The organism is Nocardioides sp. 616 (genome assembly GCF_002930065.1).
GTDB lineage: Bacteria > Actinomycetota > Actinomycetes > Propionibacteriales > Nocardioidaceae > Nocardioides > Nocardioides houyundeii.
This window is the reverse complement of record NZ_POAG01000024.1, coordinates 8389-33960: the sequence shown is the minus strand read 5'-3', so window position 1 is coordinate 33960 and position 25572 is coordinate 8389. Positions and strand designations below refer to the sequence as shown.

Here is a 25572-nt window from a genome sequence, read left to right as displayed (position 1 = left end):
GGTGTCCGTATACTTCCCCGGGTTGCCCGAGGAGCTCCTCGGGCAACGCGCCGCCTTAGCTCAGTCGGTAGAGCGAGTCACTCGTAATGACTAGGTCGTCAGTTCGATTCTGACAGGCGGCTCCACGCCCCGGGGACCCGAGACCCCGGGGCGTTTCTGGCTCCTGAGGACCTAGGCTGCGCTCGACATCGTTCGGACACGGCTTACAGGGGGATACACCGATGACTCGACGTCCTTTGCGGCGCCTGGCCACCACGGGACTCGGCAGCGGCGCGCTGGCCCTGTCCCTGCTCGCTCCGATCTCCGGCGCAACCGAGCCGGCGGACGCCACGGCCCGGGCCGGGCAGCGGGTGCAGGCCCCGCGCACCGTGGTGGCCGGGTCAAAGATCGCCGTCAAGGGCAAGGTCGCCACCCGCGGAGGGGTCAAGCGCCCGGTTCGGCTGACCATCAAGAAGGGCAAGAAGTGGAAGGTCGTCGCCAAGACCCGGGCGACGAAGAAGGGCACCTTCCGGATCAGGACCGCCGCGGGCAGCAAGGTGCGCAAGATCAAGCTCCGGCTGGTCGCCCCGCGCCACCGTGGGATGAAGGCGTTCTCCCGGCGCTTCAGCGTGCGGGTGCTGGCCCCCGTGGCACCCAGGAGCGCGACCGGGATCTCCGAGAGCTGGTCCGGCTCACCCGCCGTCCTGGGCGGGCAGGGCCCCACGGTGACCGGCCAGGTCACCGGCTCCGAGGTCGCGGGCCGTTCGGTCGTGGTGCAGCAGCAGCTGGGCACCGAGTGGTTCCCGGTCACCTCGGTGACCTCCGGGGCCGACGGGTCGTTCGTCGCCGCGCTGCCGACCACCTGGTTGCACACCACCCCGGTGCGGGTGGTCGTGGCCGAGACCCCGACCGCGTTGGGTGCCACCGGTGCCGCCACCGGCGTCGCGGTCACGCCCAGCTGGGTGCCTCAGGGGAGCGACGCCAGCGCCTGGACGCACATCGAGCCGGGATACCGCTGGCGCTTCAACCCGTGCGAGACCATCGAGTACCGCACCAACCTGACCGGTGCCCCGGCCGGTGCTCGTGAGGCGCTCGCCTCGGCGCTCACCGAGGTGGCCCAGGCCACGGGGTACGAGTTCGTGCACCTCGGTGACAGCGACGGGATCCAGAAGCCCGCGGCGGGGTACTCGGGGATCCCGGCGGACACGGAGCTGCTGATCGGGTTCCTGCGCGACGAGTGGACCGGCAACGACTACAGCGGCAACGTGATGGGACGTGGTGGCCCGGACAGCGGCTTCCGGGCGCAGGACGCCCTGGGGGCGGTGTACCGCAGCCGCAGTGCCACCGCCTTCCTCGACCTGGACCCCACCCCGATGCCGGGCTGGACGCCGCAGCTGATGAGGTTCGTGTTCATGCACGAGATCACCCACGCCCTGGGGCTGGGTCACTCACCCGACGGCAGCCAGGTCATGGGGCCCTCCAGCGGCAACATCGCTCACCTGGGCGTGGCCGACCTCAACGGCCTCAACCAGCAGGGCCGTCAGACCGGCTGCGTGACCGACGTGCCGCGCCGCGCCACCGGGTCCCTGCTGGTCGAGGCGCCAGTGCCCCTGCCCTGAGCCCAGCAGCAGGGGCAGAGACCCCCGCTGCGGGCGCCGCGACTCAGTCGCAGTTGTCGCACACGCCGGTGGCCGCGGGCGCCTGGTGGCACGTCGGGCACACCGCGATGGGGCGCTCGGCGAACCGGACCTTGCGGGCCCGGTCCCGGGTGGCCGCCACTCGCGGGGTCAGGGCGGCCCGGCCGCCGTCGGCGGGCAGGTCGTCGGCCTCGAAGTGGCGGTAGCAGGCGAGGCGCTCCTTGGCGGCGTGGGCCTCGGGGTCCTCCGGGGTCTCGCCCCGGGCGGCCTGCACGGCGTTGGCGTAGGCCGCGCCGACACTGTCCTGGGAGTTGACGCACAGGGAGACCAGCAGCGGCTCCTCACGCGAGGCGCACTCGGTCGCGATCGGACCGAGCACGTCGCCGATCCAGTAGTGGACCAGACGGGTGGTGGTGATCCCGGTCCGCTCCTGGACCTCCTGCGCGAGCTGCTTGTGGCTGATCACGGCCTGGTAGCGCTTGGCGACGTCGAGCAGCACGGCCCGTCCGGCCTCGGCCCACGCCTCCCGGGCGGCCTCCGGTCCTACCTCCTCAGCGGTGGTCGGGGCATCGGAGTGATCCGTCTGGGGGACTGCGGTGAGCTCGGGCATATGCGAGTGGCCTACGTCTCTGTGCTCCGGGGAGCCGGTCGGGTGGACGGTCTCTTAACGAAGTCCACGCTGTCGACGGTAACCCGCCAGTAAGCACAGTGAGAACTTCTGGCGAATTCCGCGTCGCTCAGGGGGTTGTCAGGCGCACCCAAAGCCCTATTCTCTAGTTAACTACTAGACTTAGGGACGAGGGCTCGCCATGGAACGTGGACTGATGCGGGAGGCCGACTACGACGCGGAGCGGGCGGAGCGGCTGCGCGGGCCACTGACCCGGCGCGGAGTGCTCGGCCTGGGAGCGGCCGCAGCCGGGTTCCTGGCGACCGGGCCGGCCCTGCCTGCGGCCCGGGCCGCCGAGCCGGGGATCGTCAAGCCCGTCCCGCCCGAGCTCTTCACCGTGCGCGGCACCAACGCCGAGATGCGCTGGGAGGCCATGCGCGGCCAGGGCTACCTGACCCCGCACGACCGCTTCTTCGTGCGCAACCACACTTCCACGCCCCGCCTCGACGTCGGCACCTGGCGGCTGCGCGTCCACGGCACCGGGGTGCGCCGCGAGCTCTCCCTGTCCTACGACGACCTGCTGCGGCTGCCGCGCGTCACCCTGACCCGGGCGATCGAGTGCGCCGGGAACGCCCGCAGCCTCTTCGCCACCCAGCAGGGACAGGCCGTCGCCGGCACGACCTGGGGGCTGGGCGCGATCGGCGTGGCCACCTGGACCGGCGTACGGCTGGCCGACGTCCTGGCCCGGGCGGACCTCACCCCCGGTGCGCTGGACGTGATGCCCGTCGGGCTGGACAGCATGGCGGTACGGCGCCCGATCCCGGTGGAGCGCGCGGTGGCCGCCGACACCCTGCTGGTGCTCGGGATGAACGGGCGGACCCTGCCCCCGGACCATGGCTACCCGGTGCGGCTCCTGGTGCCCGGCTGGGTGGGGATCGCCAACGTGAAGTGGGTCGGCGAGCTGGAGGTCTCCGAGACGCCCCTGCTGTCCCAGTGGAACACCACCAGCTACCGGCTCTTCGGCCCCGACTACCCCACCACCCCTCTGGTCACCACCCAGGTGGTCAAGAGCGCCCTGGAGCTGCCGTTCCCGGCGACCCTGGGACGGGGGCCCCAGCTGCTCACCGGGCGGTCCTGGTCGGGGGAGGGGCGCATCACCCGCGTCGAGGTCTCCGTCGACGGCCGGCACTGGCGCCCGGCCCACCTGGACTGGCGTAACGAGGAGCGGGCCTGGCGGCAGTGGTCGTTCCTGTTCCACGCCAGACCGGGGGCACACGAGATCCGGGTCCGGGCCCGCGACGACCGGGGCAACGTGCAGCCGGACCAGGTCCCGTTCAACGAGCAGGGCTACCTCTTCGGAGCCGTGGCGCGACACCCGGTCACTGTCGCCTGATCGGAGGTGATCTAGGGCACACTGGGCAGGCGCCCGCTCGCCGGGACGCATCCGCGGAACTCGGAACCGAGGAGCCCACGTGGTCGTCGTACACACCGTCGTCGCGATCGTCCTGGCCATCGGCCTGATCATCCGGCTCAAGGTCGACCCGGTGATCTCGCTGATCCTCGCCTCCCTCTACCTCGGCCTGGCCGCCGGTGTGGGGTTCACCGGGACGATCGAGGCGATCGCCACCGGCTTCGGCGACATCATGGCCGAGGTCGGCCTGCTGATCGGGTTCGGCGTGCTCATCGGGGCGATGCTGCACGCCAGCGGCACCTTCCGCCGCCTCGTGGAGGTGCTGGTGCGCGTGGTGGGCGCGACCCGGCTTCCCTACACGCTGTCGACGCTGCTCTCCACCGTGCTCCCGGCGATCTACGTCGACGTCCAGGTGGTGCTGGCGGCGCCGGTGGCCCGCTCCGCGGCGGCCAGGCTCGGCCGCAACGGGCTGCCCCTGATGGCCTCGGCCCTGGGCGCGGGGATCTTCGCCGGCTACGTCTTCGTGGTGCCCGGCCTGGCGGCGATCTCCATCGCCGGATTGCTCGACGTCTCCCTGGGCAGGTGGCTGCTCTTCGGCATCGTGATCGGCCCGGCCACCGCCATCGTCACCAGCATCGTGATGCGCCTGCTGCTGCGCAGCGGCTTCTGGAAGCCCGACTCCGACGAGGAGGTCGACGACGCCCTGGCCGCCCAGGAGGCCGACGAGCCCACCGAGGCGGGCACCGCCAAGAGTCGCGCCCTGCCGCTGGTGGTGCTGCTGCTGCCCATCCTGGTGCCGTTGGTGATGATCGCCTTCGGTGCCTTCGCCGACCTGCTGGACTTCTCCACGCCCTTCATCGCCTTTCTCGGCAACGCCAACTTCGCGCTATTCGTCGGCCTGCTGGGCGCTTACCTGCTGTCCCGGGTGACCGCCGGGCTCGAGGCCACCCGCGACTCCATGGACCGGGGGTTCCACACCACCGGCGAGATCCTGCTGATCACCGGCGTCGGGGGCTCCCTGGGCGCGGTGATCACCGAGACCACCCTGGACCGCACGCTGGCGGACTTCTTCTCCGCCGACTCCGGCGCCCCGGTGATCCTGAGCATCGGCCTGGCCTGGTTCATCGCCGCCCTGCTGCACCTGGCGATCGGGTCGGTCTCGGTGGCGGCCATCACCGCCGCCGGCATCATCGCGCCGATCCTCGACTCGCTCAGCGTCTCCCCGGTGGTGATCGGGCTCGCCATCGCCTCCGGCGCGATGTTCGCGCTGCAGGTCAACAGCAACTTCTTCTGGATGTTCAAGGCCCTGCTCGGCCTCTCCACCAAGGGCACGCTCAAGACGCTGACCCTGGCCACCGCACTGGCCTCGGTCATCTCGCTGCCGATGGTGGTGGTGGCCTCGCTGCTGGCCTGACGTGACCTGCCCCTCGCTCGGACGGGGAATGCGGACCTCCGTCGCGGGGTTGCCGCCCTTCGTGACCCAGACGACCGAGCAGACCGCTCCACAGCCCGCCGCACAGCCGCCCGCCCCACCCGCCGGATCCCACAGCCTGGTGATCGGGCTGCTCCTGGCATCGACCTTCGTGGTCGTCCTCAACGAGACCGTGATGAGCGTGGCTATCCCCGAGCTGACCCGGGACCTGGGCGTCACCACGGCGACCGCCCAGTGGCTCACCACGGGCTTCCTGCTCACCATGGCAGTGGTCATCCCGGTCACCGGATTCCTGCTCCAGCGCTTCCACGTGCGCCCGCTCTTCCTGACCGCGATGGCGCTCTTCAGCGCCGGCACGCTCGTCGCGGCCACCGCACCCGGGTTCAGCGCGCTCCTCGCCGGGCGGGTGGTCCAGGCCACCGGTACGGCGATCATGATCCCGCTGCTGTTCACCACGGTGCTGAACCTGGTGCCGGAGCAGCGGCGCGGCCGCACGATGGGCACGATCTCCATCGTCATCTCCGTGGCGCCCGCGCTCGGGCCGACGCTCTCGGGCCTGGTCCTGGACGTGCTGGACTGGCGCTGGCTGTTCTGGCTGGTGCTTCCGATCGCGCTGCTCTCGCTCGCGGTGGGTGCCGCGAAGCTGGCGAACGTCACCAGCCCCGTCCCGGTCCCGATCGACGTGGCCTCGGTGGCTCTCTCCGCGCTGGCCTTCGGTGGTCTGGTCTACGGGCTGAGCAGCATCGGCGAGGCCGCCTCGGGGGACGTGCTGGTCAGTCCCTGGCTCTCGGTCCCGGTCGGCGCCGTGGCGCTGGCGCTCTTCGTGTGGCGCCAGCTGGTGCTGCAGCGCACCGAGCGCGCGCTGCTGGACCTGCGGACCTTCCGCAGCAGCCACTTCTCGATCGCGGTGCTGCTGGTCGCGATCAGCATGATGGCGCTCTTCGGCACCCTGATCCTCATCCCCATCTACCTGCAGGTCGTGCTCGGGTTCGACGTCCTCGACACCGGGCTGCTGCTGCTGCCCGGCGGCCTGGTGATGGGCCTGATGGCCCCGTTCGTGGGACGGGCGTACGACCGGGTCGGTCCGCGGGCCCTGGTGATCGTCGGCTCAGTCGTGGTGAGTGCCGCGATGTGGACGCTGGCGCAGGTCGACGTCGACACCACCCGCTCCTACGTCCAGGCGGCGCACATCCTGCTCAGCATCGGCCTCGGCCTCACCTTCACGCCGCTGTTCAGCTCGGGCCTCGGTGCCCTGGCGCCGCAGCTCTACTCCCACGGCAGCGCGATCGTCAGCACCGTCCAGCAGCTGGCGGGTGCGGTGGGAACCGCACTGTTCATCACCCTGCTGTCGCGCAGCGTCGCCGATGCTGACGCCTCGGCGACCGCCGCTGCCGCGACCGCCGACGGGGTGCACACCGCGCTCCTCGCGGGCGCGATCATCTCCACCGTCGCAGCCCTCGTCGCGCTCCTGGTCCGTCGGCCGCCTGCCGTGGCGCCGGTCGAGGAGCACTGAGCGCCGCCGGCTCGCACCGTCGAGCTCAGTCGCTGCGGTCCTGCTCGTCGGCGATGGCCGCCGCCAGCCCCTCGGGGTCGGCGACGGTGAAGGTGGCGCCCGGGTGCCGGATCGTGCCCGTGGGGTCCAGCACCCGTACCGGCAGCTCGAAGCGGACGCACAGGCCCCGGTCCCCGTTGGTCGCCATGCTGACACCGCGGTCCCTCAGCGACAGGTGCGGGGGACCGACGGTCTTGAGCCACCAGTAGTCCCCGGTCACGTCGGTGGAGACCACGTTGTCGACCGACGTACGCAGCTGCCAGGGCCCGAAGCGTGCTGTGAGGTAGCCGCCGGCGACCTGCACCCATGCCGTGCCCGGGTTGATGCCGAAGGCCCGGGCGGGCAGCCGGTAGGCCGGTGAGAAGGCGAACTCGAAGCGCTGGTTCATTCCTCGACCATAGGGCGGCGCGCCCCGGTTCGTCGGCGGGGGGCACAGTCCTGCCGAGCTCGCCACGGCGGCCGCCCGGCAGCGCTGAGGGATACTTGCCCCATGCGCTTCACCGAGCACGAGCTGACCGTGGCCCTGACCGGGGCGGCCAAGACCATGGTCGCGGCGGGCAACAAGGACGTCCGCAAGGGCCGCACCAGCGTGGACACGGTCTGGGACGAGATGGACCGCTACCAGCGCTACCAGATGCTGGAGGCCATCGGGTCCCAGGTCCTGCCGGTGCTCGTCGCGCTGCCCGACGTCGAGGTGCAGGCCGGCACCCGCCCCGAGTTCAGCACCGAGCAGGTGCTGGCCTGCGTGGAGGAGCAGGTCGGCGACGACGTGGGCCGGATGAAGCGCAAGGTGGTCGTGGCCAGCCGTGCCGCGCTGGTCCGTGCCGCCCTGGACCACCTGCCGCCGCGGCAGGACCCCGACGCCCTGATCGTGCCCGACCACCTCTGAGGCCGCCGCTCCGCGGGGCTGCTCAGCCCAGGGAGCGCACCAGCTGAGCCACCAGCCGCGGCGTGATCAGCCCGTCGCCCAGGCCCAGCTCGACGAGGTCGTCGAAGACCCGCTGGTCGCGCCGCGCCGCCCGGATGCCGGCGTCCACCACCCGCGGCACGCGGATCAGCCGCGAGGCCGACCAGGTGTGCCTCAGGTGCCGCTGCAGCAGCCCGCGCACCGCGCCGCGGTGCCGGGCACCCGCGTCCTGGGGCCGACCGGCGATCACCGCGTTGGCTGCCGCGCGGCCGGCGAGCGCCCCGGTGGCGACGGCGTAGAAGATCCCCTCCCCGGTCATCGGGTTGACCAGCCCGGCCGCGTCGCCGGCGAGCAGCACCGGGCCGTCGGGCTGCTGGGCGCCCCAGCCCCAGCCCGACAGCGGCAGGTGGTGGGCCCGCCACGCCGTGCCGTCCCGGGTGCTCCCGGGCAGCAGCCGCTCCAGCTCCGAGAGCAGCAGCTCGCGGCTCAGCCCGGCCGTCCCCGCGGCCCCGGTCGGGGCGGAGGGGCCGGCGAGCTCGCCGTACCCGACGTTGGAGAGCCCGTCGCCGCGGTCGAACGCCCAGGCGTACGACGGCTGGGGGCGATCCCCGAAGCGGATCACCTGCCGCCCGACGTGGACCGCGGTCGTGGGGGCGTAGCCGCGCAGGGCCAGGGCGTGCCTGCCGTGCCGGGGCGTGCCGAGAACCCCGAGCGCCTCCCGCACCGCCGAGTGCGCCCCGTCCGCCCCGATCACCACCCGGGCGGTGATGGTCTCGTCGAGCACCACCGCGTCCTGCGTGGTGCGCAGCCGCCGCACCCGGTGCCGGGTCACGTCGGCACCGGCCAGGACGGCGCGCCCCAGCAGGCGCGCGTCGAATACCTCGCGCGGGACCACCCACACCGGCCGGGCGAGCCGCCCCTCGACGCCCTGGTCGCCGTGGGACAGGTCGAGCCGGCGCAGCGGCGTCCACCCGTCCACCAGGCCGCGGACGCCCAGCCCGCCGAGGACGTCCAGGACGTGCGGAGCGATCCCGTCGCCGCAGCACTTGTCCCGCGGGAAGGTGGCCCGGTCCACCAGCAGCACCCGCAGGTCGGGGGCGCGGTCCAGGGCCGCGAGGGCCGCGGCGGAGCCGGCCGGGCCGGCGCCGCAGATCACCACGTCCCACCCGGCCTCGGGAGCGGCGCTCACCGGGCGGCCACCAGCAGCACCACGTCCACCAGTGCGATCCCCACGGCGGCGGCGAAGGGGGCCCGGCCGCGCCCCACCAGGGCGGTCGCCGCGAGCGCCGTCACCGCGACCCCCGCCCCCGCCAGCACCACGCCGGGCACGGCCGCGGTGCTGAGCGCGATGACCACCGAGGCGGTGACCAGGACGGCCACCGCGACCACCGGCGTCCACCGGGCGCCGATGCGGTGCGGCAGGCCGCGGATACCGGTCGCCTCGTCGTCGGCCAGGTCGGGCAGGACGTTGACCAGGTGGGCGCCGACGCCCAGCAGCGCCGCCGACACCGGGACCCAGGCCGCGGGCAGCTGGCGAGCCGGCGCGGCCAGGCTCACGAAGACGGTCAGCCCGCCGAAGGCCAGCGCGTAGGGCAGCCACGACCACACCGTCGCCTTGAGCCGCAGGTTGTAGGCCCAGGCAGCGGCGACGCAGCCGAGGTGGACCAGTCCCGGCACTGCGCCGCAGGCCAGGGAGAGCCCGACGCAGGCCAGGACCGCGGCGACGCAGGCGCCCCGCACCAGGCCGGTGCGCAGCTCGCCGGTGGCCAGCGGCTTGTCGCTGCGGCCCACCTGACGGTCGCGGGCGGCGTCCACCAGGTCGTTGGACCAGCCCACGCTCAGCTGGCCGGCGAGCACCGCAGCGGTCACCAGCACCACCCGGCTCGGGGGCATCTCGGTCGCCAGCGCCAGCGCGGCCGCGAGCACGGTGACGGCGAGCGTCGGTCCCGGGTGGGCTGCGCGGACCAGGGCCAGGGCCTCGGCCCCGGCCCCGGCCCCAGTGGAGCCTGGCGCCCGGGTCCGATTGCCGGCCCGGGTGCTGGCCCGGGTGCCGGCCCGGCCGCTCACACCGGCCTCGCCAGCTGGTCCACCGCGGCGCCGAAGAGGCCGGGCAGCCGGTGCGCCGCCCCCACGATCCGACTGCGCACCACCGGGGCCCGGGTGGCGGAGACCAGACCCAGGGTCAGCAGGTCGTGCCGGCGTCCGAGACGCCGCGCCACCGTCTCGTAGTCCGCCGGCCGGCCGGCCACGACCGCGGCGACCGCGGCCTCGGCCTGCGCCAGTCCGACGGCCAGGCCGTCCCCGGTGAGCGCGTCGACGTAGCCGGCGGCGTCGCCGACCAGCAGCACCCGGCCGCTGACCCGGCGCCGCACCCGCTGCCGCAGCGGCCCCGCACCGCGGACCCGGCTCGTCGGGCGACCGGCCACCCGGGCGGCCAGGACGGGGAACTCCGCGAGCAGGTCGAGGAAGGGGCGCCGCTGCGTGGTGAGGATCGCCAGCCCGACCTGGTCCGGCGCCACCGGGGTCACGTAGGCCTCCGCGCAGCCGCCCCAGTGCACCTCGACGTACGGCGTCCAGGGCGGCAGGTCCAGGTGCACGCGCTGGCCGTAGCGGCGCAGCCGGACCGGGACGGACTCCAGCCCGACCAGCCGTCGTACCGGGGAGTGCAGTCCGTCGGCGGCGATGAGGTGACGGGCCGGCTCGCCGTCGACCACCAGGTGGTCGCCGTGCTGGGTCACCTCGCGCACCGCGGGCCCCGTCACCTCGACACCGGCCGCCGAGACCGCCGCCCGCAGCGCCGCGTGCAGGGTGGTACGCCGTACGCCGAGCCCGGTGCCGTGGCGGAAGGGCGCCTCCACCTCGTGCCTCGCGTCGAGGTAGCGGATGCCGGCGAGCCGGTGACCCGTCGGACGCACCCCGAGCAGCGCCAGCCGGTCGACGGCCCCGGGCATCAGCCCTTCGCCGCAGGCCTTGTCCAGCACGCCGGGGCGCGGCTCGCGCACCACCACGTCGAGCCCGGCCCGGGCGGCGTACAGGGCCGCGGCCAGCCCGACCGGTCCGCCGCCCGCCACCACCAGGTCACGCATCGGCGGCGACGTCCGGGTGGCTCGGGCGCCCGTCGGGCAGCGAGGCCAGGGCGGCGCCCTCCACCCGTAGCCGCACCGAGAGCAGGCCTGCGTTGAGCACGGTGAAGCCCAGGGCGGTCCACCAGCACGCGTGCACCAGCGGCAGCGCCACTCCCTCGACGACCACCGCGACGTAGTTGGGGTGGGCCAGGAGCCGGTAGGGACCCGAGCGCACCGGCGGCATCCCCGGCACCACGATCACCCGGGTGTTCCACCGCCGTCCCAGCGTGGCGATGCACCACCAGCGCAGGGCCTGGGCGGCGACGACCAGCGCCAGCATCGACCAGGCCAGCGGCGCCGGGACCACGGGGCGTCGGAGGAACGCCTCGGCCAGCATCGCGACCAGGAAGCCCGAGTGCAGCAGCACCATCACCCGGTAGTGGCCCTGCCCGGTCTCCTGGCCGCCCCGGGCCAGGCTCCAGGCGGTGTTGCGCCGGGAGACCACCAGCTCGGCGAGCCGCTCCACCCCGACCAGCGCGACCAGGACGACGAAGGCGGTCAGCGAGGTCATGCCGGGACCGGCTCGGCCCGGAGCAGCACCAGCTCGGAGCAGAACCCCGGACCCATCGCCATCAGCAGCCCGTAGGAGCCGGGTCGCGGCGGGCGCTGGGCCAGGGTGTCGGCGAAGACGTGGAGCACCGAGGCCGAGGACAGGTTGCCGATGCTCGACAGCGACTGCCGGGTCAGCGCCAGGTCGTGCTCGGTCAGCTCCAGGGCATCCCGCAGGGCGTCGATCACCTTGGGGCCGCCGGGGTGGCAGACCCACCAGCCGATGTCCGCCCGGCTGAGCCCGGCATCGGCCAGGAAGCCGTCGACGTCCTCGCGGACGTAGCGGCCCACGATGGCGGGCACCTGGGCGTCCAGCACGATCCGCAGGCCGGTGCCGCCGACGTCGAACCCCATGGTGCGCATGGAGTCGGGGTAGAGCCGGCTCCGGCTGTCCAGCACCGTGACCGGTCCGCCGCGGGCACCGCCGGCGGCGACGACCGCCGCGGCGCCGTCACCGAAGAGCCCGCTGGCCACCAGGTTCGCGGGAGAGGTGTCGTCGCGCTGCACGGTGAGCGAGCAGAGCTCGACCGCGACCAGCACGGCGACCTGGTCGGGGTGGCCCATCAGGTAGTCGTGCAGCCGGGCCACGCCGGCGGCGCCGGCCACGCAGCCGAGCCCGAACAGTGGCAGTCGCTTGACGTCGGGGCGCAGGCCCACCACCGAGGCGATGCGGGCCTCCAGGGAGGGCACGGCCACCCCGGTGACGGTGGTGGAGATGATCAGGTCCACGTCGCTGGGCACCAGGTCGGCGGCCTTCAGGGCATCCTCCAGCGCCTGGGCGCCGAGGGCCACCGCATGGGTGAGGAACAGGTCGTTGGACTCCCCGAACGAGTCGAGGGCGGCGTACTGAGCCAGCGGGAGCACCAGGTGGCGCTGGGCCACCCCGGCGTTGGCGTGGAAGGTGCGCAGCAGCCGCTCGTCGACGGCGCCCCTGGCGACCACCGACGCGAAGGCGTCGGTGATCTCGGCCTGGTCGTACCGCTGGGGCGGCAGGGCGCCGCGAACCGAGAGGATCTGCATGAAGCACGCTAACCGCGCCCCGTGGCTCCACCACAAGGCCCGGGACGCCAAAAGGCCCCAGCAATTCGCATTTCGCCGAGCCCCGGTTTTCGGCGGCCGGGTGGCACCATGGCCATATGAGCGTGCCACAGCCTTCCGCAGCCACCGCCGAGCACGGCCGGGGCCTCTCCAGCCGCGACCACATCTCGATCACCGAGGACTGGGCCGCGCACAACTACCACCCCCTCGAGGTGGTCGTCAGCTCCGGCGAGGGCGCCTGGGTCACCGACGTGGAGGGCCGCCGCTACCTCGACTGCCTGGCCGGCTACTCGGCGCTGAACTTCGGCCACGGACACCCGCGGGTGCTGGCCGTGGCGCACGCCCAGCTCGACCGGCTCACCCTGACCAGCCGGGCCTACTACAACGACCAGCTGGGGCTCTTCGCCCGCGACCTGGCGCGGCTCACCGGCCACGAGATGGTGCTGCCGATGAACAGTGGCGCCGAGGCCGTGGAGACGGCGCTGAAGGTCAGCCGACGCTGGGGCTACCAGGTCAAGGGCGTGCCGGAGAACCAGGCCACGATCGTGGTGATGGACGGCAACTTCCACGGCCGCACCACCACCATCGTCAGCTTCTCCACCGACGAGGACGCCCGCACCGGCTACGCGCCGTTCACGCCCGGGTTCCGGGTGGTGCCGTACGGCGACGCGGCCGCCCTCGAGGCCGCCATCGACGAGTCGGTGGTCGCGGTCCTGCTGGAGCCGATCCAGGGCGAGAGCGGGGTGGTGATCCCGCCCGAGGGGTTCCTGTCCCAGGTGCGCACGATCTGCGACACCCACCAGGTCCTGATGGTCGCCGACGAGATCCAGTCCGGCCTGGCCCGCACCGGCGAGACGTTCGCCTGCGACCACGAGGGCGTGGTGCCCGACATCTACGTGCTCGGCAAGGCCCTGGGCGCCGGCCTCTACCCGGTCTCCGCGATCACCGCGGACCGCTCCGTGCTCGGCGTGATCACCCCCGGCTCCCACGGCTCGACCTTCGGCGGCAACCCGCTGGCCGCCGCCATCGGCCGCGAGGTGGTGGCGATGCTGGAGACCGGCGAGTTCCAGGAGCGGGCGCGCGAGCGCGGTGAGCAGCTGGCCACCGGTCTGGCCGACCTGGTCGGCCTCGGCCTGCTGCGCGTGCGCAGCCGCGGGCTGTGGGCCGGGCTCGACCTGGACCCGAGGCTGATGACCGGTCGCGAGATGTGCGAGCGGCTGCTGGCCCGCCAGGTGCTGGCCAAGGACACCCACGGCTCCACGATCCGGCTCGCCCCGCCGCTGGTGGCCTCACGGGAGGACATCGAGTTCCTGCTCGACGCCCTCAAGGGAGCGCTCACCAGCGGCTGACCGCCTCAGCCGGCGCGCACCGCCGGGGCGGGAGCAGCCGACGGGGTGGACGCCGGGACCGGAGGCACCGGCCCCTGCCCGGCGCGCAGGAACTGCCCGGTGCGCTCGCGTCCCAGCGGTCCGGCCGGGGCGCCGTCGCGCCACACGGTCCTGCCGCCGACCATCACCAGCGGGACGCACTCGTCGTTCCGGTTGACCATCCGGGACAGGCCGCCGTACTGCTCGCACGGCTCCTCGGCGTACTCCTCCACGCGCGCGTCGAGCCGGGTGGGGTCGAGCAGGAAGAGGTCGGCACGGTCGCCGACCCGCAGGTGGCCGGCGTCGATGTCGTACCAGTCGGCGAGCTCGCCGGTGAGCCGGTGCACCGCCTGCTCGGGGGTCAGGAAGGGCGCCCCTTCCTGCTCCGCGTCCCGGACGTGCTTGAGCAGCCGCAGCCCGAAGTTGTAGAAGGCCATGTTGCGCAGGTGGGCGCCGGCGTCGGAGAACCCCATCTGGACGCCGCGCTCGGCCGCGAGCCGGCGCAGCACCTGTGGCCGGTGCCCGGAGATCGTGGTCCGCCAGCGCAGGTCGGTGCCGTGCTCGACGACCAGGTCGAGGAACGCGTCCACCGGGTGCTGGCCCCCGCGCTCCACCCCGACCTGGCCGAACGACCGGCCGATGACGCTCTCGTCGGGGCAGGCCACGATCTCGGCGTCGAAGAAGTCCCGGTGCCAGACCCGCGGGGTGTACTTGGTCTCGTACTCCTTGCGGAACGCCGCCCGGTACGCCGGGTCACGCATCAGCTCGTCGCGTGCCACCTTCTCGCTCAGGTGCAACGCGGCGGCGCCGGCGCCGAGCTCCTCGAAGATCACCAGGTCGATGCCGTCGGCGTACACCTCGAAAGGCACCGGGAGGTGCTGCCAGCGGAAGTCGGCGCCGAGGCGGTTCACCACCGCCGCCAGGCCGCGCATCAGGTGGATGACGAACGGGATCGCCTTGATGTCCGCAGCCGAGAGCAAGCTGGTCTTCAGCGCTGCCCGGCCCGGCAGGCCGATGGAGCGCAGGGCCTCGAGCACGATGGTGTGCGGGTGTGTGGCGTCCGGACCGGCCTGCAGGGCCCGGCCCCGGCGACGCAGGATCCGCCGCAGACCGCGCATCTCCGCGCCTCCGGCGTAGGTCGAGGGCAGGGTGCGGGACCGGCACACCTCTCCGTCCAGCTTGTCGAAGAGCAGCTGCTGCGCCGACATCCCCAGGAAGCCCGCGTCCAGGGCGTCGGTCAGCATCTGCTGCATCCGGCCACGCTCCGCTGGGGTGGCCCGCACCTCCGGGCGCGTGGCGCGGTCCAGCCCCATCACCGCGGTGCGCACGTCGGAGTGGCCCAGGAACGCGGCCAGGTTGGGACCGAGCGCCAGCTGCTCCAGCGCCTCGACGTAGGAGGAGGCGTCGTGCCAGGTCTTCCCCCGCTCCACGTGGTCGATCACGTGGTGGCGCGGGATCGCCTCCACCCGGCTGAACAGGTCGCCGGCGTCGACCGCCCCGACGTGCACCGTGGACAGGGAGCAGGAGCCGACGAAGACGCAGGTGACGCCGTGCCGCAGGGACTCGCTCAGCGACGGTCCGGCGAGCACCTCGATGTCGTAGTGGGTGTGGATGTCGATCAGCCCGGGCAGCACCCACAGGCCGTGGGCGGGCATCACCTCGGGGCAGCCCGTGGCGTCGAGCGGCTCGGCCGAGACCGCGGCGACCCGTCCGCCGCGCAGGCCTAGGTCACGCACCGCGGAGGGACCGCCCGTGCCGTCGAACCAGCGGGCGCCCCGGATGATCGTGTCGTAGGTCACATGAGATGGCATGGCTCATCGAAGCGCCGGGCGGCGCTGGTGTCAACGATCGAGCTGTACGGCGACCATGGCCACGTCGTCCTCGCGCCGCAGCGGCAGCAGGTGGTCGAGCAGCGCGTCGCACATCGCCTCGAGGTCCAGACCCGAGGAGACCAGGTCTCGCAGGCTGCGTCGCAGCTCCTCGATCCCGTCACCGAGGGACTGTCCGCGCCGCTCCACCAGGCCGTCGGAGTAGAGGAGCACGATGGCGCCCGGGGGCAGCGCGACGACGGTCTCGGAGCGCTCGGTCTCCAGGTCCAGGCCCAGCAGCAGGTCCGGCGAGGACGACCACAGGGGCTCGACGCTGACCTCGCCGTCGGGGCCGGTCACGGCGATCATCGGCGGCGGGTGGCCCGCGTTGGACCAGCGCATCCGGGTGGTGCCCGCGGCCGGGTCGTCCGGAGTCGTGTCGAAGCGGGCCACCACGCAGGTCGCGGTGGTGTCCAGCTCCAGCACCGGCATGGCGTGGTCGAGCCGGCGCAGCACCTCCGCGGGGCCGTCCCCGGTGGTGACGGCGATACCCCGCAGCATCGCCCGCAGCTGTCCCATGGCGGCCGCGGCGTCGGTGTCGTGCCCGACGACGTCCCCGATGACCACGACGGTCGAGCCGTCCGTCTGGTGGAAGGCGTCGTACCAGTCGCCACCGACCTGGGCGATCTCCGCGGCCGGCTCGTAGCGCACCGCCACCTGCAGGCCCTCCTGGACCGGCGGCGCGGTCAGGAGGCTGCGCTGCAGTCCCTCGGCCAGCTCCCGCTGCTCGGCGTAGAGACGGGCGTTGTCCAGCGCGAGGCCGGCGCGGGCGCCCACCTCCTCCAGCGTCCCGATCTCCTCGACGGTGAAGGGACCCTGCTCGGCATCGCGGCCCAGGGTGAGGATGCCCACCGTGCGGCCGCGGCCCCGCACCGGCAGCACCAGCACCGACTCCGGCGCCAGGGTCAGGTAGTGGTCCCGGGCCGGGCCATCGACGAGCACCGCAGCCACCAGGGGAGTGGCGTTCGCCGAAACGTGCGCGGGAGCGTGGGTCCGCAGCACCTGGGCGACGAAGGAGTCGTCGGTCAGGGCGGCGATCCGGTCCTGGCCGTAGGCCTGGACCACCGCCCGTCCCTCCTCGGTGGCGTGCCAGTAGCCGATGTCGCGCAGGTGGCGGCGCCAGTTGCGGTCCGAGAGGGGGTCGGCGTCGTCGACCAGCGTGATCAGGCACCACTGCGCGAGACGGGGCACGATCAGCTGGGCGAGTCGTCCCACCGCCTGCACGGTGTCGAAGGAGTCGGACAGCGAGTCGGAGACCTCCGCCAGCAGGGCGGCGCGTTCCATGCTGCGCGCGAGAGAGGCCTGCGCGGCTCGACGGTCCGTGACGTCGAGGAAGTAGACCGACAGCTCGTCCGGTGTGGGCCAGGCCCTGATCTCGTACCAGGAGTCCAGCGGCGGCGGGTAGTAGGCCTCGAACTGGACCGGCTGACCGGTCCGGACGGCGTGCCGGTAGTTGTCCTCGAACGGGGAGCCGACGGCGTCCGGGAAGAGCTCCCAGATGATCTCCCCGACCATCCCGGACCCGATGGGGGCCAGGATCTTGTCGGCCTCCGCGTTGGCGTAGGTGAAGCGCCACTCGTCGTCGAGCTGGAAGAAGGCGCTCGGCATCGCCTCCAGGATCCGGGCGACCCGGGCCTCGCCCTCCTGCACCAGGGTGGTGTCGAACGCCGCGCCCACCAGCTGGGTGGCGGTGCCGCCCTCGCCGTAGGCCTGCCCCCGGGCCGAGACCCAGCGAACCCCGCGGTCGGGCAGGATGATCCGGTACTCCGCGTTGAAGGCGCCCACCGTGTCGATCGCGCCGCGCAGCGCCTGCGCCACCCGATCCCGGTCCTCGGGGTGCACGAACTCGTTGAAGGCCTCGATGGTGCCGCCGAAGCTCTCCCGGTCGATGCCGAACAGGGCGAGCAGGCGCTCGTCCCAGCGCAGCTCGCCGGTCATCAGGTCCCAGTCGAACGCGCCGACCCCGCCCGCGTCGACCGCGAGCTGCCAGATCCGCCGGTCCTCGGCGTAGCTGGCCTCCAGCACGGCCAGGTGGAGCTCGGAGGCGACGGCCTCGGCCAGCAGCCCCAGCAGGGACAGCTCGGTCTCGTCCCAGTCCCGGGCGTCGGCGCCGTAGGCGCACAGGGCCCCCACCACGTGGCCGCCCGAGGCGAGCGGAACCCCCAGGTAGGAGCGGACGGTGCCGGAGACCACCGGGGGCAGTCCGGCGACCAGGGGGTCGACCGCCGCGTCCCGGACCACCAGGCCGGTGCCGGAGCGCATGGTGACCGCGCACAGGGAGTCCGAGGCAGGCGAGGTCGTGCCCACCAGCGGACGGGACACGCCAGCGCCTCCCACGACCGTCAGGACGTCGGAGACGATGGAGATCTGGGCGGAGCCGGTCGAGAGCAGTCGGGCGGTCAGCTCGCAGAGCCGGTTGAGCCTGGTGGTGTCGAGGTGGTCACCGGCCATCCGGCGGGCGTGCTCCGCCCGCGCCTGCTCGTCGACGAGGCCACCCGTGACGGTGGCCGAACCCGCACGCCCCAGCACCGGCGGGGTCGTTCGTCGGGTGAATTCGGGGTTCAACAATCCTCCGCGGGGGCGCGCTACTCAGACGTGCGACCGCCTCGTCCCGAAGGTCACCTGCCCATCGTCTCACGAGGCGCTGGGGCCGCCTACGCCGGCCCCGCTGCCGGTAAGGCTGCCGGGCGACCCCGCAGATCGTGCGAGTGCTGACCGAACGGGCCCGATCAGGCACACTTACCTGTGTGAACCAGCAACTACCCCCGGACGCCGCGGCGGCCCTGGCGGCCCTTGCCGAGGTCGTCTACGTGAGCCCGGACTACGAGGGCGTGTACGCCGCGATCTGCAAGACCGCGGTGCAGGTCATCCCCAGCTGCGACCACGCCTCCATCAGCACGCTCACGGCCGGCGGCACCCTGACGCCGCACGGCGCCACCGACGAGTATGCGGAGCAGATCGACGGCTTCGAGAGCGCCCTGCGCGACGGCCCCTGCTACGACGCCATCGTCACCGACTCCTACCAGGTCGACGCAGACCTCACGGTCAATCCGACCTGGCCCGAGCTCAGTCGTCTGGTCCTGGCGCACACCCCGGTCCGCGGGATGATCGGCTACCGGGTGCTGGTCGGCCCGCGGAAGGCCGGCTCGCTGAACCTGTTCTCCGACACCCCCGGGGGCTTCGCCGGTGCCTCCGCCGACCTCGGCGTGGTGCTGGCCTCGTTCGCGTCGGTCGCCCTGAGCGCCGCGGCCCAGAACCACCGCGCCGACACCCTGCTCAACGGCCTGCACAGCAACCGCGAGATCGGCAAGGCGATCGGCCTGCTGATGGCCACTCACGACCTGTCCGAGGACGCCGCCCTGGACCTGCTCAAGCGCGCCTCCCAGGACCTCAACCGCAAGCTCGTCGACGTGGCCCGCGAGGTCGTGGACCGGCACCCCAACGGTGCCTGATCCGGCGGTCGGCCCTGCCGGGCGCGTTTCGGCCGGCTCGGGCGTGGGTAGACGCGGCTGAGACCGCAGCACCCCCACCCGGACGGAGACGAGACACGCCATGACACAGGGACCCGACGGCTGGGTCGAGCAGGCGCGGACCGAGAGCCTGCGCCAGCTCGAGAACATCGCGGAGATGCAGCAGCGGCTGGCTGCTGTGTCGGGCGAGGCCGAGTCCGGCCAGGGCAGCGTCCGGGTGCGGGTCACCCCGGCCGGGATGCCCACCGACCTCCAGATCAGCGACCGTGCGATGTCCCTGTCCGGGAGCGAGCTCGCCGCCCTGGTGATGAGCGCCGTGGCGACCGCGACCGTGCGGGCGTCGGAGCAGCTGAAGGCCATTGTGGGACCGGTCATCGGCGAGGAGCAGCTGGACGCGATGATGCGCGGCACCGCCTCGGCCACCGACGTCGCCGACGTCCGCGAGCAGATCGACGTGCTGCGGGGCCAGCGCTGATGGCCGGCGTGTTCCTGGTGCGCTACTCCGTGATGGAGCAGGCGGCCGAGGCGCAGGCCCAGGCCGCGACGTACACCGGCAAGATCGAGCAGGTGCGACAGGAGGCGGTCCTCGTCCCCGGGACGCTGGGCAAGATCCTGCCGTCGGAGGAGATCGTCACCGGGTTCGCCGACGCCACGGAGGCCACCCGGGTCAGCCTCGCGGCCCTGCAGCAGACCTGCGAGGCGCTCTCGGAGACCCTGGAGATGGTCAAGGGCCACTTCAGCCAGGTCGACGAGGCCGTGGCCGACCACTTCACCCAGATGCTGGGGGCCTGACATGGGTGCGTGGGACGAGGCCGAAGGCTGGATGTCGGGTCTCCTGAGCGAGATCTACGGCGTGATGAAGCCGCTGGTCAACCCGCTGGTGGAGAAGTGGGACTCGGTGGTGGGGCAGCCGGAGGCGGTCAACGACGTGGCGGCCCAGTGGCGCGGCATGTCGGAGTCGCTGAGCAACCTGGCGACCTACCAGCGCCAGTCCGTCGCCGGCATCGACGAGGGCTGGCTGGGGGAGACCCAGGAGGCCTACCTGGCGAAGATCGAGGAGGTGGCCGAGGCGATCGCCTCCATGGCCGACCAGGTCAAGGGGGTCGCGGGCTTCCTCGACTCCGCCGCCACCGAGGTGCGCAACGTCGAGCAGCTGGTCAAGGACCTCATCTTCGAGCTCATCGAGTGGGCGGCGATCTCGCTGGCGGTAGGTGCGGCCGGGGCCATCTTCACCTTCGGCGCCAGTGCCGCGGCGGGTGCCGCGGCTGCTGCCGCCAAGGCCGGCGTCACCGGCGCCAAGATCGCCACCCTGCTCACCAAGGTGGCCACGGCGCTGAAGAACATCGCCGCGATGATCAAGGCCTACCAGGCGTGGGTCAAGGCCCTGGGCTTCAAGAAGGCCTTCGCCTTCAAGGCGGCGGTCCAGACCCCGCTGGTCAAGGCGGTCACCGGGCTCGATGCGAAGTGGCGGGACCCGTTGATCGACCTCGGCGAGGTCCACTTCGACAAGAACGTCCCCGCGCCCATCGACGGGGGACGGGTCTAGCCGGGCTCAGGGCGAGCGCCGGCCCCGGATCCAGCGGACGAGGTCCCGGAGCAGACCGACCGCGCCCCACAGCAGGTAGAGGCCGACCAGCAGCACGCCGACGCCGGCGCCGATGAAGAGCCCTGTGACCTCGGCCACCAGATAGCCGATCACCGCGCCCAGCACCACGGGAAGCGCCATGGCCAGCATGTGCTTGGCGTCGTCCCAGAGCATGCCCCCCGCCTGCCGGGAGTCCCTGCGCAGCTGTCCACCCTCGTCATTGCTCACGGCGGCAGACCCTACTGCAGGTGCGGCCGTGCGAGGTTTGCGGAATCACCCTCGGGGTAACTTGGATCGTTCAACAGGTCGCCTCCGGGGCGGCCTGCCGCAGGAGTCGTCAAGGAGAACCCATAGTGCACGTCTGGCCAGGATCCGCCTACCCGCTCGGTGCGACGTTCGACGGCAGTGGCACCAACTTCGCGCTGTTCAGCGAGGTGGCCGAGCGCGTCGAGCTGTGCCTGTTCGACGAGGACCGCAACGAGACGCGGGTCGAGGTCACCGAGGTCGACGCCCACGTGTGGCACTGCTTCCTGCCGCTGGTCCAGCCGGGACAGCGCTACGGCTACCGGGTGCACGGGCCCTACGAGCCGGAGAACGGCCTGAGGTGCAACCCCAACAAGCTGCTGCTCGACCCCTACGCCAAGGCGACGTACGGCGAGATCGAGTGGGACCAGTCGCTCTTCGGCTACAACTTCGGTGACGAGGACAGCCGCAACGACGAGGACTCCGCCGCGCACATGACGCTCGGCGTCGTGGTCAACCCCTTCTTCGACTGGGAGGGCGACCGGCGGCTCGCGGTGCCCTACAACGAGTCCGTCATCTACGAGGCGCACGTCAAGGGCCTGACCCAGCTCCACCCCGAGGTGCCCGAGGAGCAGCGCGGCACCTATGCCGGTCTCGCGCACCCGGCCGTGACCGACCACCTCACCAAGCTCGGGGTGACCGCCATCGAGCTGATGCCGGTGCACCAGTTCGTCCAGGACTCCACGCTCCTCGACAAGGGCCTGCGCAACTACTGGGGCTACAACACCCTCGGTTTCTTCGCCCCGCACGCGGACTACGCCGCCAACCGTCACGCCGGCCAGCAGGTCCAGGAGTTCAAGGGCATGGTCAAGACGATGCATGCCGCCGGCATCGAGGTGATCCTCGACGTGGTCTACAACCACACCGCCGAGGGCAACCACCTGGGCCCGACGCTGAGCATGAAGGGCATCGACAACGCTGCCTACTACCGGCTCGTCGACGACCAGCAGAACTACTACATGGACTACACCGGCACCGGGAACTCGCTCAACGCCGGCAACCCGCACTCGCTGCAGCTGATCATGGACTCGCTGCGCTACTGGGTCACCGAGATGCACGTCGACGGCTTCCGGTTCGACCTGGCCTCCGCGCTGGCGCGAGAGTTCTACGACGTCGACAAGCTGGCGACGTTCTTCGAGCTGGTGCAGCAGGACCCGGTGGTCAGCCAGGTCAAGCTGATCGCGGAGCCCTGGGACGTCGGCCCCGGCGGCTACCAGGTCGGCAACTTCCCGCCCCAGTGGACCGAGTGGAACGGCAAGTACCGCGACACGGTGCGCGACTTCTGGCGCGGCGAGCCCACCCTCGGCGAGTTCGCCAGCCGGATCTCCGGCTCCTCCGACCTCTACGAGCACTCCGGTCGCCGCCCGTTCGCCAGCATCAACTTCGTGACCGCGCACGACGGCTTCACGATGCGCGATCTCGTCTCCTACAACGAGAAGCACAACGAGGCCAACGGCGAGGACAACAACGACGGCGAGAGCCACAACCGGTCGCAGAACTTCGGTGTGGAAGGACCCACCGACGACATCGAGGTGCTCGCCCTGCGCGCGCGGGTGCAGCGCAACCTGATCGCGACGCTGCTGCTCAGCCAGGGCGTGCCGATGATCCTGCACGGTGACGAGATCGGGCGCACCCAGGACGGCAACAACAACACCTACGCCCAGGACTCCGAGATCAGCTGGGTGCACTGGGACCACGCGGACTGGCCGCTGGCGGAGTTCACCGCGGCGGTGGCCAAGCTGCGCGCCAACCACCCGACGTTCCGCCGCAAGAGGTTCTTCACCGGCAACACCGTGCGCACCGGCGACGGGGAACGCCTCAACGACATCATCTGGCTCCACCCCAGCGGCCAGCCGATGGCCGAGGGCGACTGGACCGCGGAGGGTGCCAAGGCGATCGGCATGTACCTCAACGGCCACGGGATCGCAGGCATGAACGCCACCGGCAACCCGGTGGTCGACGACCACTTCCTGCTCTACTTCAACGCCGGAGCCGAGGAGATCGAGGTGACCCTGCCCAGCGAGGAGTACGCCGCTGGCTGGGAGGTGGTCGTGGACACCGCCGCAGCCCGGATCGACAGCGAGGAGCTGTGGCCCGAGTCCACGCTGACGATCGAGGGGCGCAGCCTCGTGGTGCTGTGCGAGTACTCCGAGCCGGAGACCGAGCCGGAGACCTCTGTCGCGGCGTCCCTGGTCGCGCTGGCGGACCCCGCCACCGCCGCCTCGTCCCCCTCGCGCACGGGACTGCGCCCGTGACGGCCGGCTCGCCCCGGGTGCCGAGGAGCACCTACCGGCTGCAGATCACCGAGGACTTCGACCTCCTCCAGGCCGCCCGGACCCTGGCCTACCTCCACGAGCTCGGGGTCGACTGGGTCTACCTGTCGCCGCTGCTGGCCGCGGAGTCCGGCAGCAACCACGGGTACGACGTGGTCGACCACCGCGCGATCGACCCCTCGCGGGGTCGAGCGTCGGGCCTGAGCGCCCTCTCCGCCGAGGCCCGGCGCCTGGGCATGGGCGTGCTCGTCGACATCGTGCCCAACCACGTGGGGGTGGCTCGCCCGTGGGAGAACGAGTGGTGGTGGCACGTGCTCACCTACGGCCCGGAGTCGGCGTACGCCGGGGCGTTCGACATCGACTGGGACGCCGGCGGGGGCCGGCTCCGGATCCCCGTCATCGGCGACGACGACCTCACCGAGACCGAGGCGGGCGGCACCCGGATCGAGAACCTGCGCGTCCTGGGCGGCGAGCTGCACTACCACGACCAGCGGTTCCCGCTGGCGCCCGGAACCGCCCACGACACCGGTCTGGAGGGTGAGGACGCGAACGCCGTCCACGCCCGCCAGCACTACGAGCTGGTGCACTGGAAGCGGGCCGACACCGAGCTGAACTACCGCCGCTTCTTCGCCGTCAACACCCTCGCCGCGATCCGGGTCGAGGAGCCGGAGTGGTTCGAGCGGAGCCACGCCGAGATCAGGCGCTGGTTCGACGAGGGGCTGGTCGACGGGCTGCGGGTGGACCACCCGGACGGCCTGCGCGACCCGGCGAAGTACCTCGACGACCTGGCCGAGCTCACCGGCGGCGCCTACGTGCTGGTGGAGAAGATCACCGAGCCCGGTGAGGAGCTGCCGCGCTCCTGGGCGACCGCGGGCACCACCGGCTACGACGCGATGGCCCTCGTCGACCGGGTGCTGGTGGACCCGGCCGGAGAAGCCCCGCTGGACGCGCTGGAGACCCGGTTGCGGGGCGCGGCCGTGGACTGGCCGGAGCTGATCCACGGCACCAAGCGCGAGGTCGCCGACGGCATCCTGGGCTCCGAGGTCGCGCGGATCAGCCGCGAGGCGGTGCACGTGCTGACCACCCAGGGCCACACCGCCCCGGCGCTGGACCGGGTCGAGGACGCGATCGCCGAGATCATCGCCTGCTTCCCCGTCTACCGCTCCTACCTCCCCGAGGGACACGAGCACCTGGACCACGCCCTGGCCGGTGCCCGGACGCACCGGCCCGACCTGGCCGAGGTGCTGGACGTGCTCACCCCGGTGCTCTGTGACGGCGCCGCCGACCCGACCAAGCGGTTCCAGCAGACCAGCGGCATGGTGATGGCCAAGGGCGTGGAGGACTGCGCCTTCTACCGCTGGTCGCGGCTGACCTCCCTCAACGAGGTGGGCGGCGACCCGAGCGTGTTCGCGCTCGCGCCGGCGTCGTTCCACGAGGCGATGGCTGCCCGCGCCGAGCACTGGCCGCACGCGATGACGGCCGCCTCCACCCACGACACCAAGCGCGGTGAGGACGTCCGCGCCCGGATCAGCGTGCTCGGCGAGATCCCCGAGGTCTGGGACGCCGCACTGACCCGGCTGCTCGAGCTGGTCCCGGTGCCGGACGCCGGCTTCGCCAGCCTGCTGTGGCAGGCGGTGCTCGGCGCCTGGCCCTCCTCGGTGCAGGGTCCGGTCGAGGAGTCCTACCGGGCCCGGCTGCACGGCTACGCCGAGAAGGCGATGCGCGAGGCCGGGGACAACACCACCTGGACCGCCCCGGAGGCCGAGTTCGAGGCGGCCGTGCACGCCTGTGTGGACGCCGCCTTCGACGACGAGCGGGTGCGAGCGGTCCTCACCGAGCTGCTGGAGGCGGTCGCCGCTGCCGGCTGGGTCAACGCGCTCAGCGCCAAGCTGGTGGGGCTCACCATCCCCGGCGCGCCCGACGTCTACCAGGGCAGCGAGCTGTGGGAGCAGAGCCTGGTCGACCCGGACAACCGGCGCCCGGTCGACTTCGAGGAGCGGATCTCCCGGCTCAAGGAGCTGCGCGCCGGGGTGCGCCCGCACGTCCGCGCCCACACCGACGACGACGGTGCGGTCAAGCTGCTGCTCACCCACCTGGCGCTCACCGCCCGGCGGGACCACCCGGAGTGGTTCGACGGCTACACCGCGCTGACCGCGAGCGGTCCCGCGGCGGACCACGTGCTCGCCTTCGACCGAGGCAGCGAGGGTGGCAGCGAGGGCGGCGGCGCGATCACCGTGGCCACCCGGCTCCCGGTGGGCCTGGTGCGGCGCGGCGGCTGGGCCGAGACCACCCTCGCGGTGCCGCCGGGTCAGTGGCGCGACCTGCTCACCGGCCGCAGGGTCCGCCCCGACAGCGAGGGGCAGGTCGAGGTGGCCCACCTGCTGGCCGACTACCCGGTCGCGCTGCTGGTGCCCGAGGACGAGCAGGGTCGCGGACGCTTCGACGTCTGGGCCCCGCGCGCCGAGACCC

At 72.6% G+C, this 25572-nt stretch carries 22 protein-coding genes and 1 tRNA gene; 13 read left to right on the top strand and 10 right to left on the bottom strand.

Features of this window, described 5'->3' with window-relative positions; genetic code table 11:
* Nucleotides 1-49 precede the first annotated feature (49 nt).
* Together C5H89_RS17030 and C5H89_RS17025 are read left to right on the top strand one after the other, a co-directional pair.
* A tRNA-Thr gene (locus tag C5H89_RS17030) sits at nucleotides 50-125 on the top strand.
* 96 nt (nucleotides 126-221) lie between these two features.
* A complete protein-coding gene (locus C5H89_RS17025) occupies nucleotides 222-1598 on the top strand; it encodes a hypothetical protein (protein WP_162799438.1) in 1377 nt (458 codons plus the stop codon).
* A gap of 43 nt (nucleotides 1599-1641) precedes the next feature.
* Here C5H89_RS17025 and C5H89_RS17020 read toward each other — a convergent pair whose 3' ends face one another.
* Complete coding sequence (locus C5H89_RS17020) at nucleotides 1642-2226, bottom strand: hypothetical protein (protein ID WP_104108172.1); 585 nt, start codon at nucleotides 2224-2226, stop codon at nucleotides 1642-1644.
* A 199-nt stretch (nucleotides 2227-2425) separates the two neighbouring features.
* Here C5H89_RS17020 and C5H89_RS17015 point away from each other — a divergent pair, with 199 nt between their 5' ends.
* From C5H89_RS17015 to C5H89_RS17005, 3 genes are all read left to right on the top strand, one after another.
* Nucleotides 2426-3616 carry a sulfite oxidase gene (locus tag C5H89_RS17015; protein WP_104108171.1) on the top strand — a complete coding sequence of 397 codons (1191 nt, stop codon included), beginning with the start codon at nucleotides 2426-2428 and terminating at the stop codon, nucleotides 3614-3616.
* A 79-nt stretch (nucleotides 3617-3695) separates the two neighbouring features.
* Nucleotides 3696-5048 (top strand): SLC13 family permease, encoded by a 1353-nt coding sequence (locus C5H89_RS17010; protein ID WP_104108170.1) that lies wholly within the window; start codon nucleotides 3696-3698, stop codon nucleotides 5046-5048.
* A 61-nt stretch (nucleotides 5049-5109) separates the two neighbouring features.
* Entirely contained in the window at nucleotides 5110-6579 is a 1470-nt protein-coding gene (locus C5H89_RS17005; RefSeq protein ID WP_240181928.1) for a DHA2 family efflux MFS transporter permease subunit, read from the top strand.
* A gap of 25 nt (nucleotides 6580-6604) precedes the next feature.
* On the opposite strand, the gene C5H89_RS17000 is transcribed toward C5H89_RS17005, so the two are convergent.
* Nucleotides 6605-7006: a hypothetical protein gene (locus C5H89_RS17000; RefSeq protein WP_104108168.1), complete on the bottom strand. Its 402-nt coding sequence runs from the start codon at nucleotides 7004-7006 to the stop codon at nucleotides 6605-6607.
* A 102-nt stretch (nucleotides 7007-7108) separates the two neighbouring features.
* On the opposite strand from C5H89_RS17000, the gene C5H89_RS16995 reads away from it, so the two are divergent.
* The gene (locus C5H89_RS16995) at nucleotides 7109-7507 is read left to right on the top strand and encodes a hypothetical protein (RefSeq protein ID WP_104108167.1); all 399 of its coding nucleotides are present in this window, start codon (nucleotides 7109-7111) and stop codon (nucleotides 7505-7507) included.
* Between the two features lie 22 nt (nucleotides 7508-7529).
* Here the strand turns inward: C5H89_RS16995 and C5H89_RS16990 are convergent, their stop codons facing one another.
* Genes C5H89_RS16990 through C5H89_RS16970 form a run of 5 tightly spaced genes read right to left on the bottom strand, consistent with a single transcriptional unit; the run spans nucleotide 7530 to nucleotide 12219 of the window.
* Complete coding sequence (locus C5H89_RS16990) at nucleotides 7530-8714, bottom strand: NAD(P)/FAD-dependent oxidoreductase (RefSeq protein WP_104108166.1); 1185 nt, start codon at nucleotides 8712-8714, stop codon at nucleotides 7530-7532.
* Nucleotides 8711-9592, bottom strand: a complete 882-nt coding sequence (locus tag C5H89_RS16985; RefSeq protein WP_104108165.1) for a UbiA family prenyltransferase — start codon at nucleotides 9590-9592, stop codon at nucleotides 8711-8713. Before C5H89_RS16985 ends, C5H89_RS16990 begins: the two co-directional genes overlap by 4 nt.
* Nucleotides 9589-10611: an FAD-dependent monooxygenase gene (locus C5H89_RS16980; protein WP_104108164.1), complete on the bottom strand. Its 1023-nt coding sequence runs from the start codon at nucleotides 10609-10611 to the stop codon at nucleotides 9589-9591. The genes C5H89_RS16985 and C5H89_RS16980 overlap by 4 nt, the downstream gene beginning before the upstream one ends.
* On the bottom strand, nucleotides 10604-11161 hold the full coding sequence (locus tag C5H89_RS16975; protein ID WP_104108163.1) for an isoprenylcysteine carboxylmethyltransferase family protein: 558 nt from the start codon (nucleotides 11159-11161) through the stop codon (nucleotides 10604-10606). Before C5H89_RS16975 ends, C5H89_RS16980 begins: the two co-directional genes overlap by 8 nt.
* Nucleotides 11158-12219, bottom strand: a complete 1062-nt coding sequence (locus C5H89_RS16970) for a 3-oxoacyl-[acyl-carrier-protein] synthase III C-terminal domain-containing protein (RefSeq protein WP_104108162.1) — start codon at nucleotides 12217-12219, stop codon at nucleotides 11158-11160. The genes C5H89_RS16975 and C5H89_RS16970 overlap by 4 nt, the downstream gene beginning before the upstream one ends.
* 116 nt (nucleotides 12220-12335) lie before the next feature.
* Between C5H89_RS16970 and rocD the strand changes: the two genes are divergently transcribed.
* Nucleotides 12336-13586 (top strand): ornithine--oxo-acid transaminase, encoded by a 1251-nt coding sequence (gene rocD / locus C5H89_RS16965; RefSeq protein WP_104108161.1) that lies wholly within the window; start codon nucleotides 12336-12338, stop codon nucleotides 13584-13586.
* A gap of 5 nt (nucleotides 13587-13591) precedes the next feature.
* Here rocD and C5H89_RS16960 read toward each other — a convergent pair whose 3' ends face one another.
* Together C5H89_RS16960 and C5H89_RS16955 are read right to left on the bottom strand one after the other, a co-directional pair.
* Complete coding sequence (locus tag C5H89_RS16960) at nucleotides 13592-15415, bottom strand: amidohydrolase family protein (RefSeq protein ID WP_104108160.1); 1824 nt, start codon at nucleotides 15413-15415, stop codon at nucleotides 13592-13594.
* A 30-nt stretch (nucleotides 15416-15445) separates the two neighbouring features.
* Complete coding sequence (locus C5H89_RS16955; protein WP_162799437.1) at nucleotides 15446-18037, bottom strand: GAF domain-containing SpoIIE family protein phosphatase; 2592 nt, start codon at nucleotides 18035-18037, stop codon at nucleotides 15446-15448.
* A gap of 182 nt (nucleotides 18038-18219) precedes the next feature.
* On the opposite strand from C5H89_RS16955, the gene C5H89_RS16950 reads away from it, so the two are divergent.
* The 4 genes from C5H89_RS16950 (at nucleotide 18220) to C5H89_RS16935 (ending at nucleotide 20488) form a co-directional block, all read left to right on the top strand.
* A complete protein-coding gene (locus tag C5H89_RS16950) occupies nucleotides 18220-18924 on the top strand; it encodes a GAF and ANTAR domain-containing protein (RefSeq protein ID WP_104108158.1) in 705 nt (234 codons plus the stop codon).
* A gap of 100 nt (nucleotides 18925-19024) precedes the next feature.
* Nucleotides 19025-19417, top strand: coding sequence for a YbaB/EbfC family nucleoid-associated protein (locus tag C5H89_RS16945; protein WP_104108157.1), 393 nt, complete (start codon nucleotides 19025-19027; stop codon nucleotides 19415-19417).
* Nucleotides 19417-19734, top strand: a complete 318-nt coding sequence (locus C5H89_RS16940) for a hypothetical protein (protein WP_104108156.1) — start codon at nucleotides 19417-19419, stop codon at nucleotides 19732-19734. The genes C5H89_RS16945 and C5H89_RS16940 overlap by 1 nt, the downstream gene beginning before the upstream one ends.
* Before the next feature lies 1 nt (nucleotide 19735).
* Nucleotides 19736-20488 carry a WXG100 family type VII secretion target gene (locus tag C5H89_RS16935; protein ID WP_104108155.1) on the top strand — a complete coding sequence of 251 codons (753 nt, stop codon included), beginning with the start codon at nucleotides 19736-19738 and terminating at the stop codon, nucleotides 20486-20488.
* 6 nt (nucleotides 20489-20494) lie between these two features.
* Here the strand turns inward: C5H89_RS16935 and C5H89_RS16930 are convergent, their stop codons facing one another.
* Nucleotides 20495-20755 carry a hypothetical protein gene (locus tag C5H89_RS16930; RefSeq protein WP_162799436.1) on the bottom strand — a complete coding sequence of 87 codons (261 nt, stop codon included), beginning with the start codon at nucleotides 20753-20755 and terminating at the stop codon, nucleotides 20495-20497.
* Between the two features lie 125 nt (nucleotides 20756-20880).
* Here C5H89_RS16930 and glgX point away from each other — a divergent pair, with 125 nt between their 5' ends.
* Both glgX and treY read left to right on the top strand, forming a co-directional pair.
* Nucleotides 20881-23085 (top strand): glycogen debranching protein GlgX, encoded by a 2205-nt coding sequence (glgX, locus tag C5H89_RS16925; RefSeq protein WP_104108153.1) that lies wholly within the window; start codon nucleotides 20881-20883, stop codon nucleotides 23083-23085.
* Nucleotides 23082-25572, top strand: a 2491-nt coding sequence (gene treY / locus C5H89_RS16920; RefSeq protein WP_104108152.1) for a malto-oligosyltrehalose synthase, incomplete at its 3' end; no start/stop codon positions are given. The genes glgX and treY, both read left to right, overlap by 4 nt.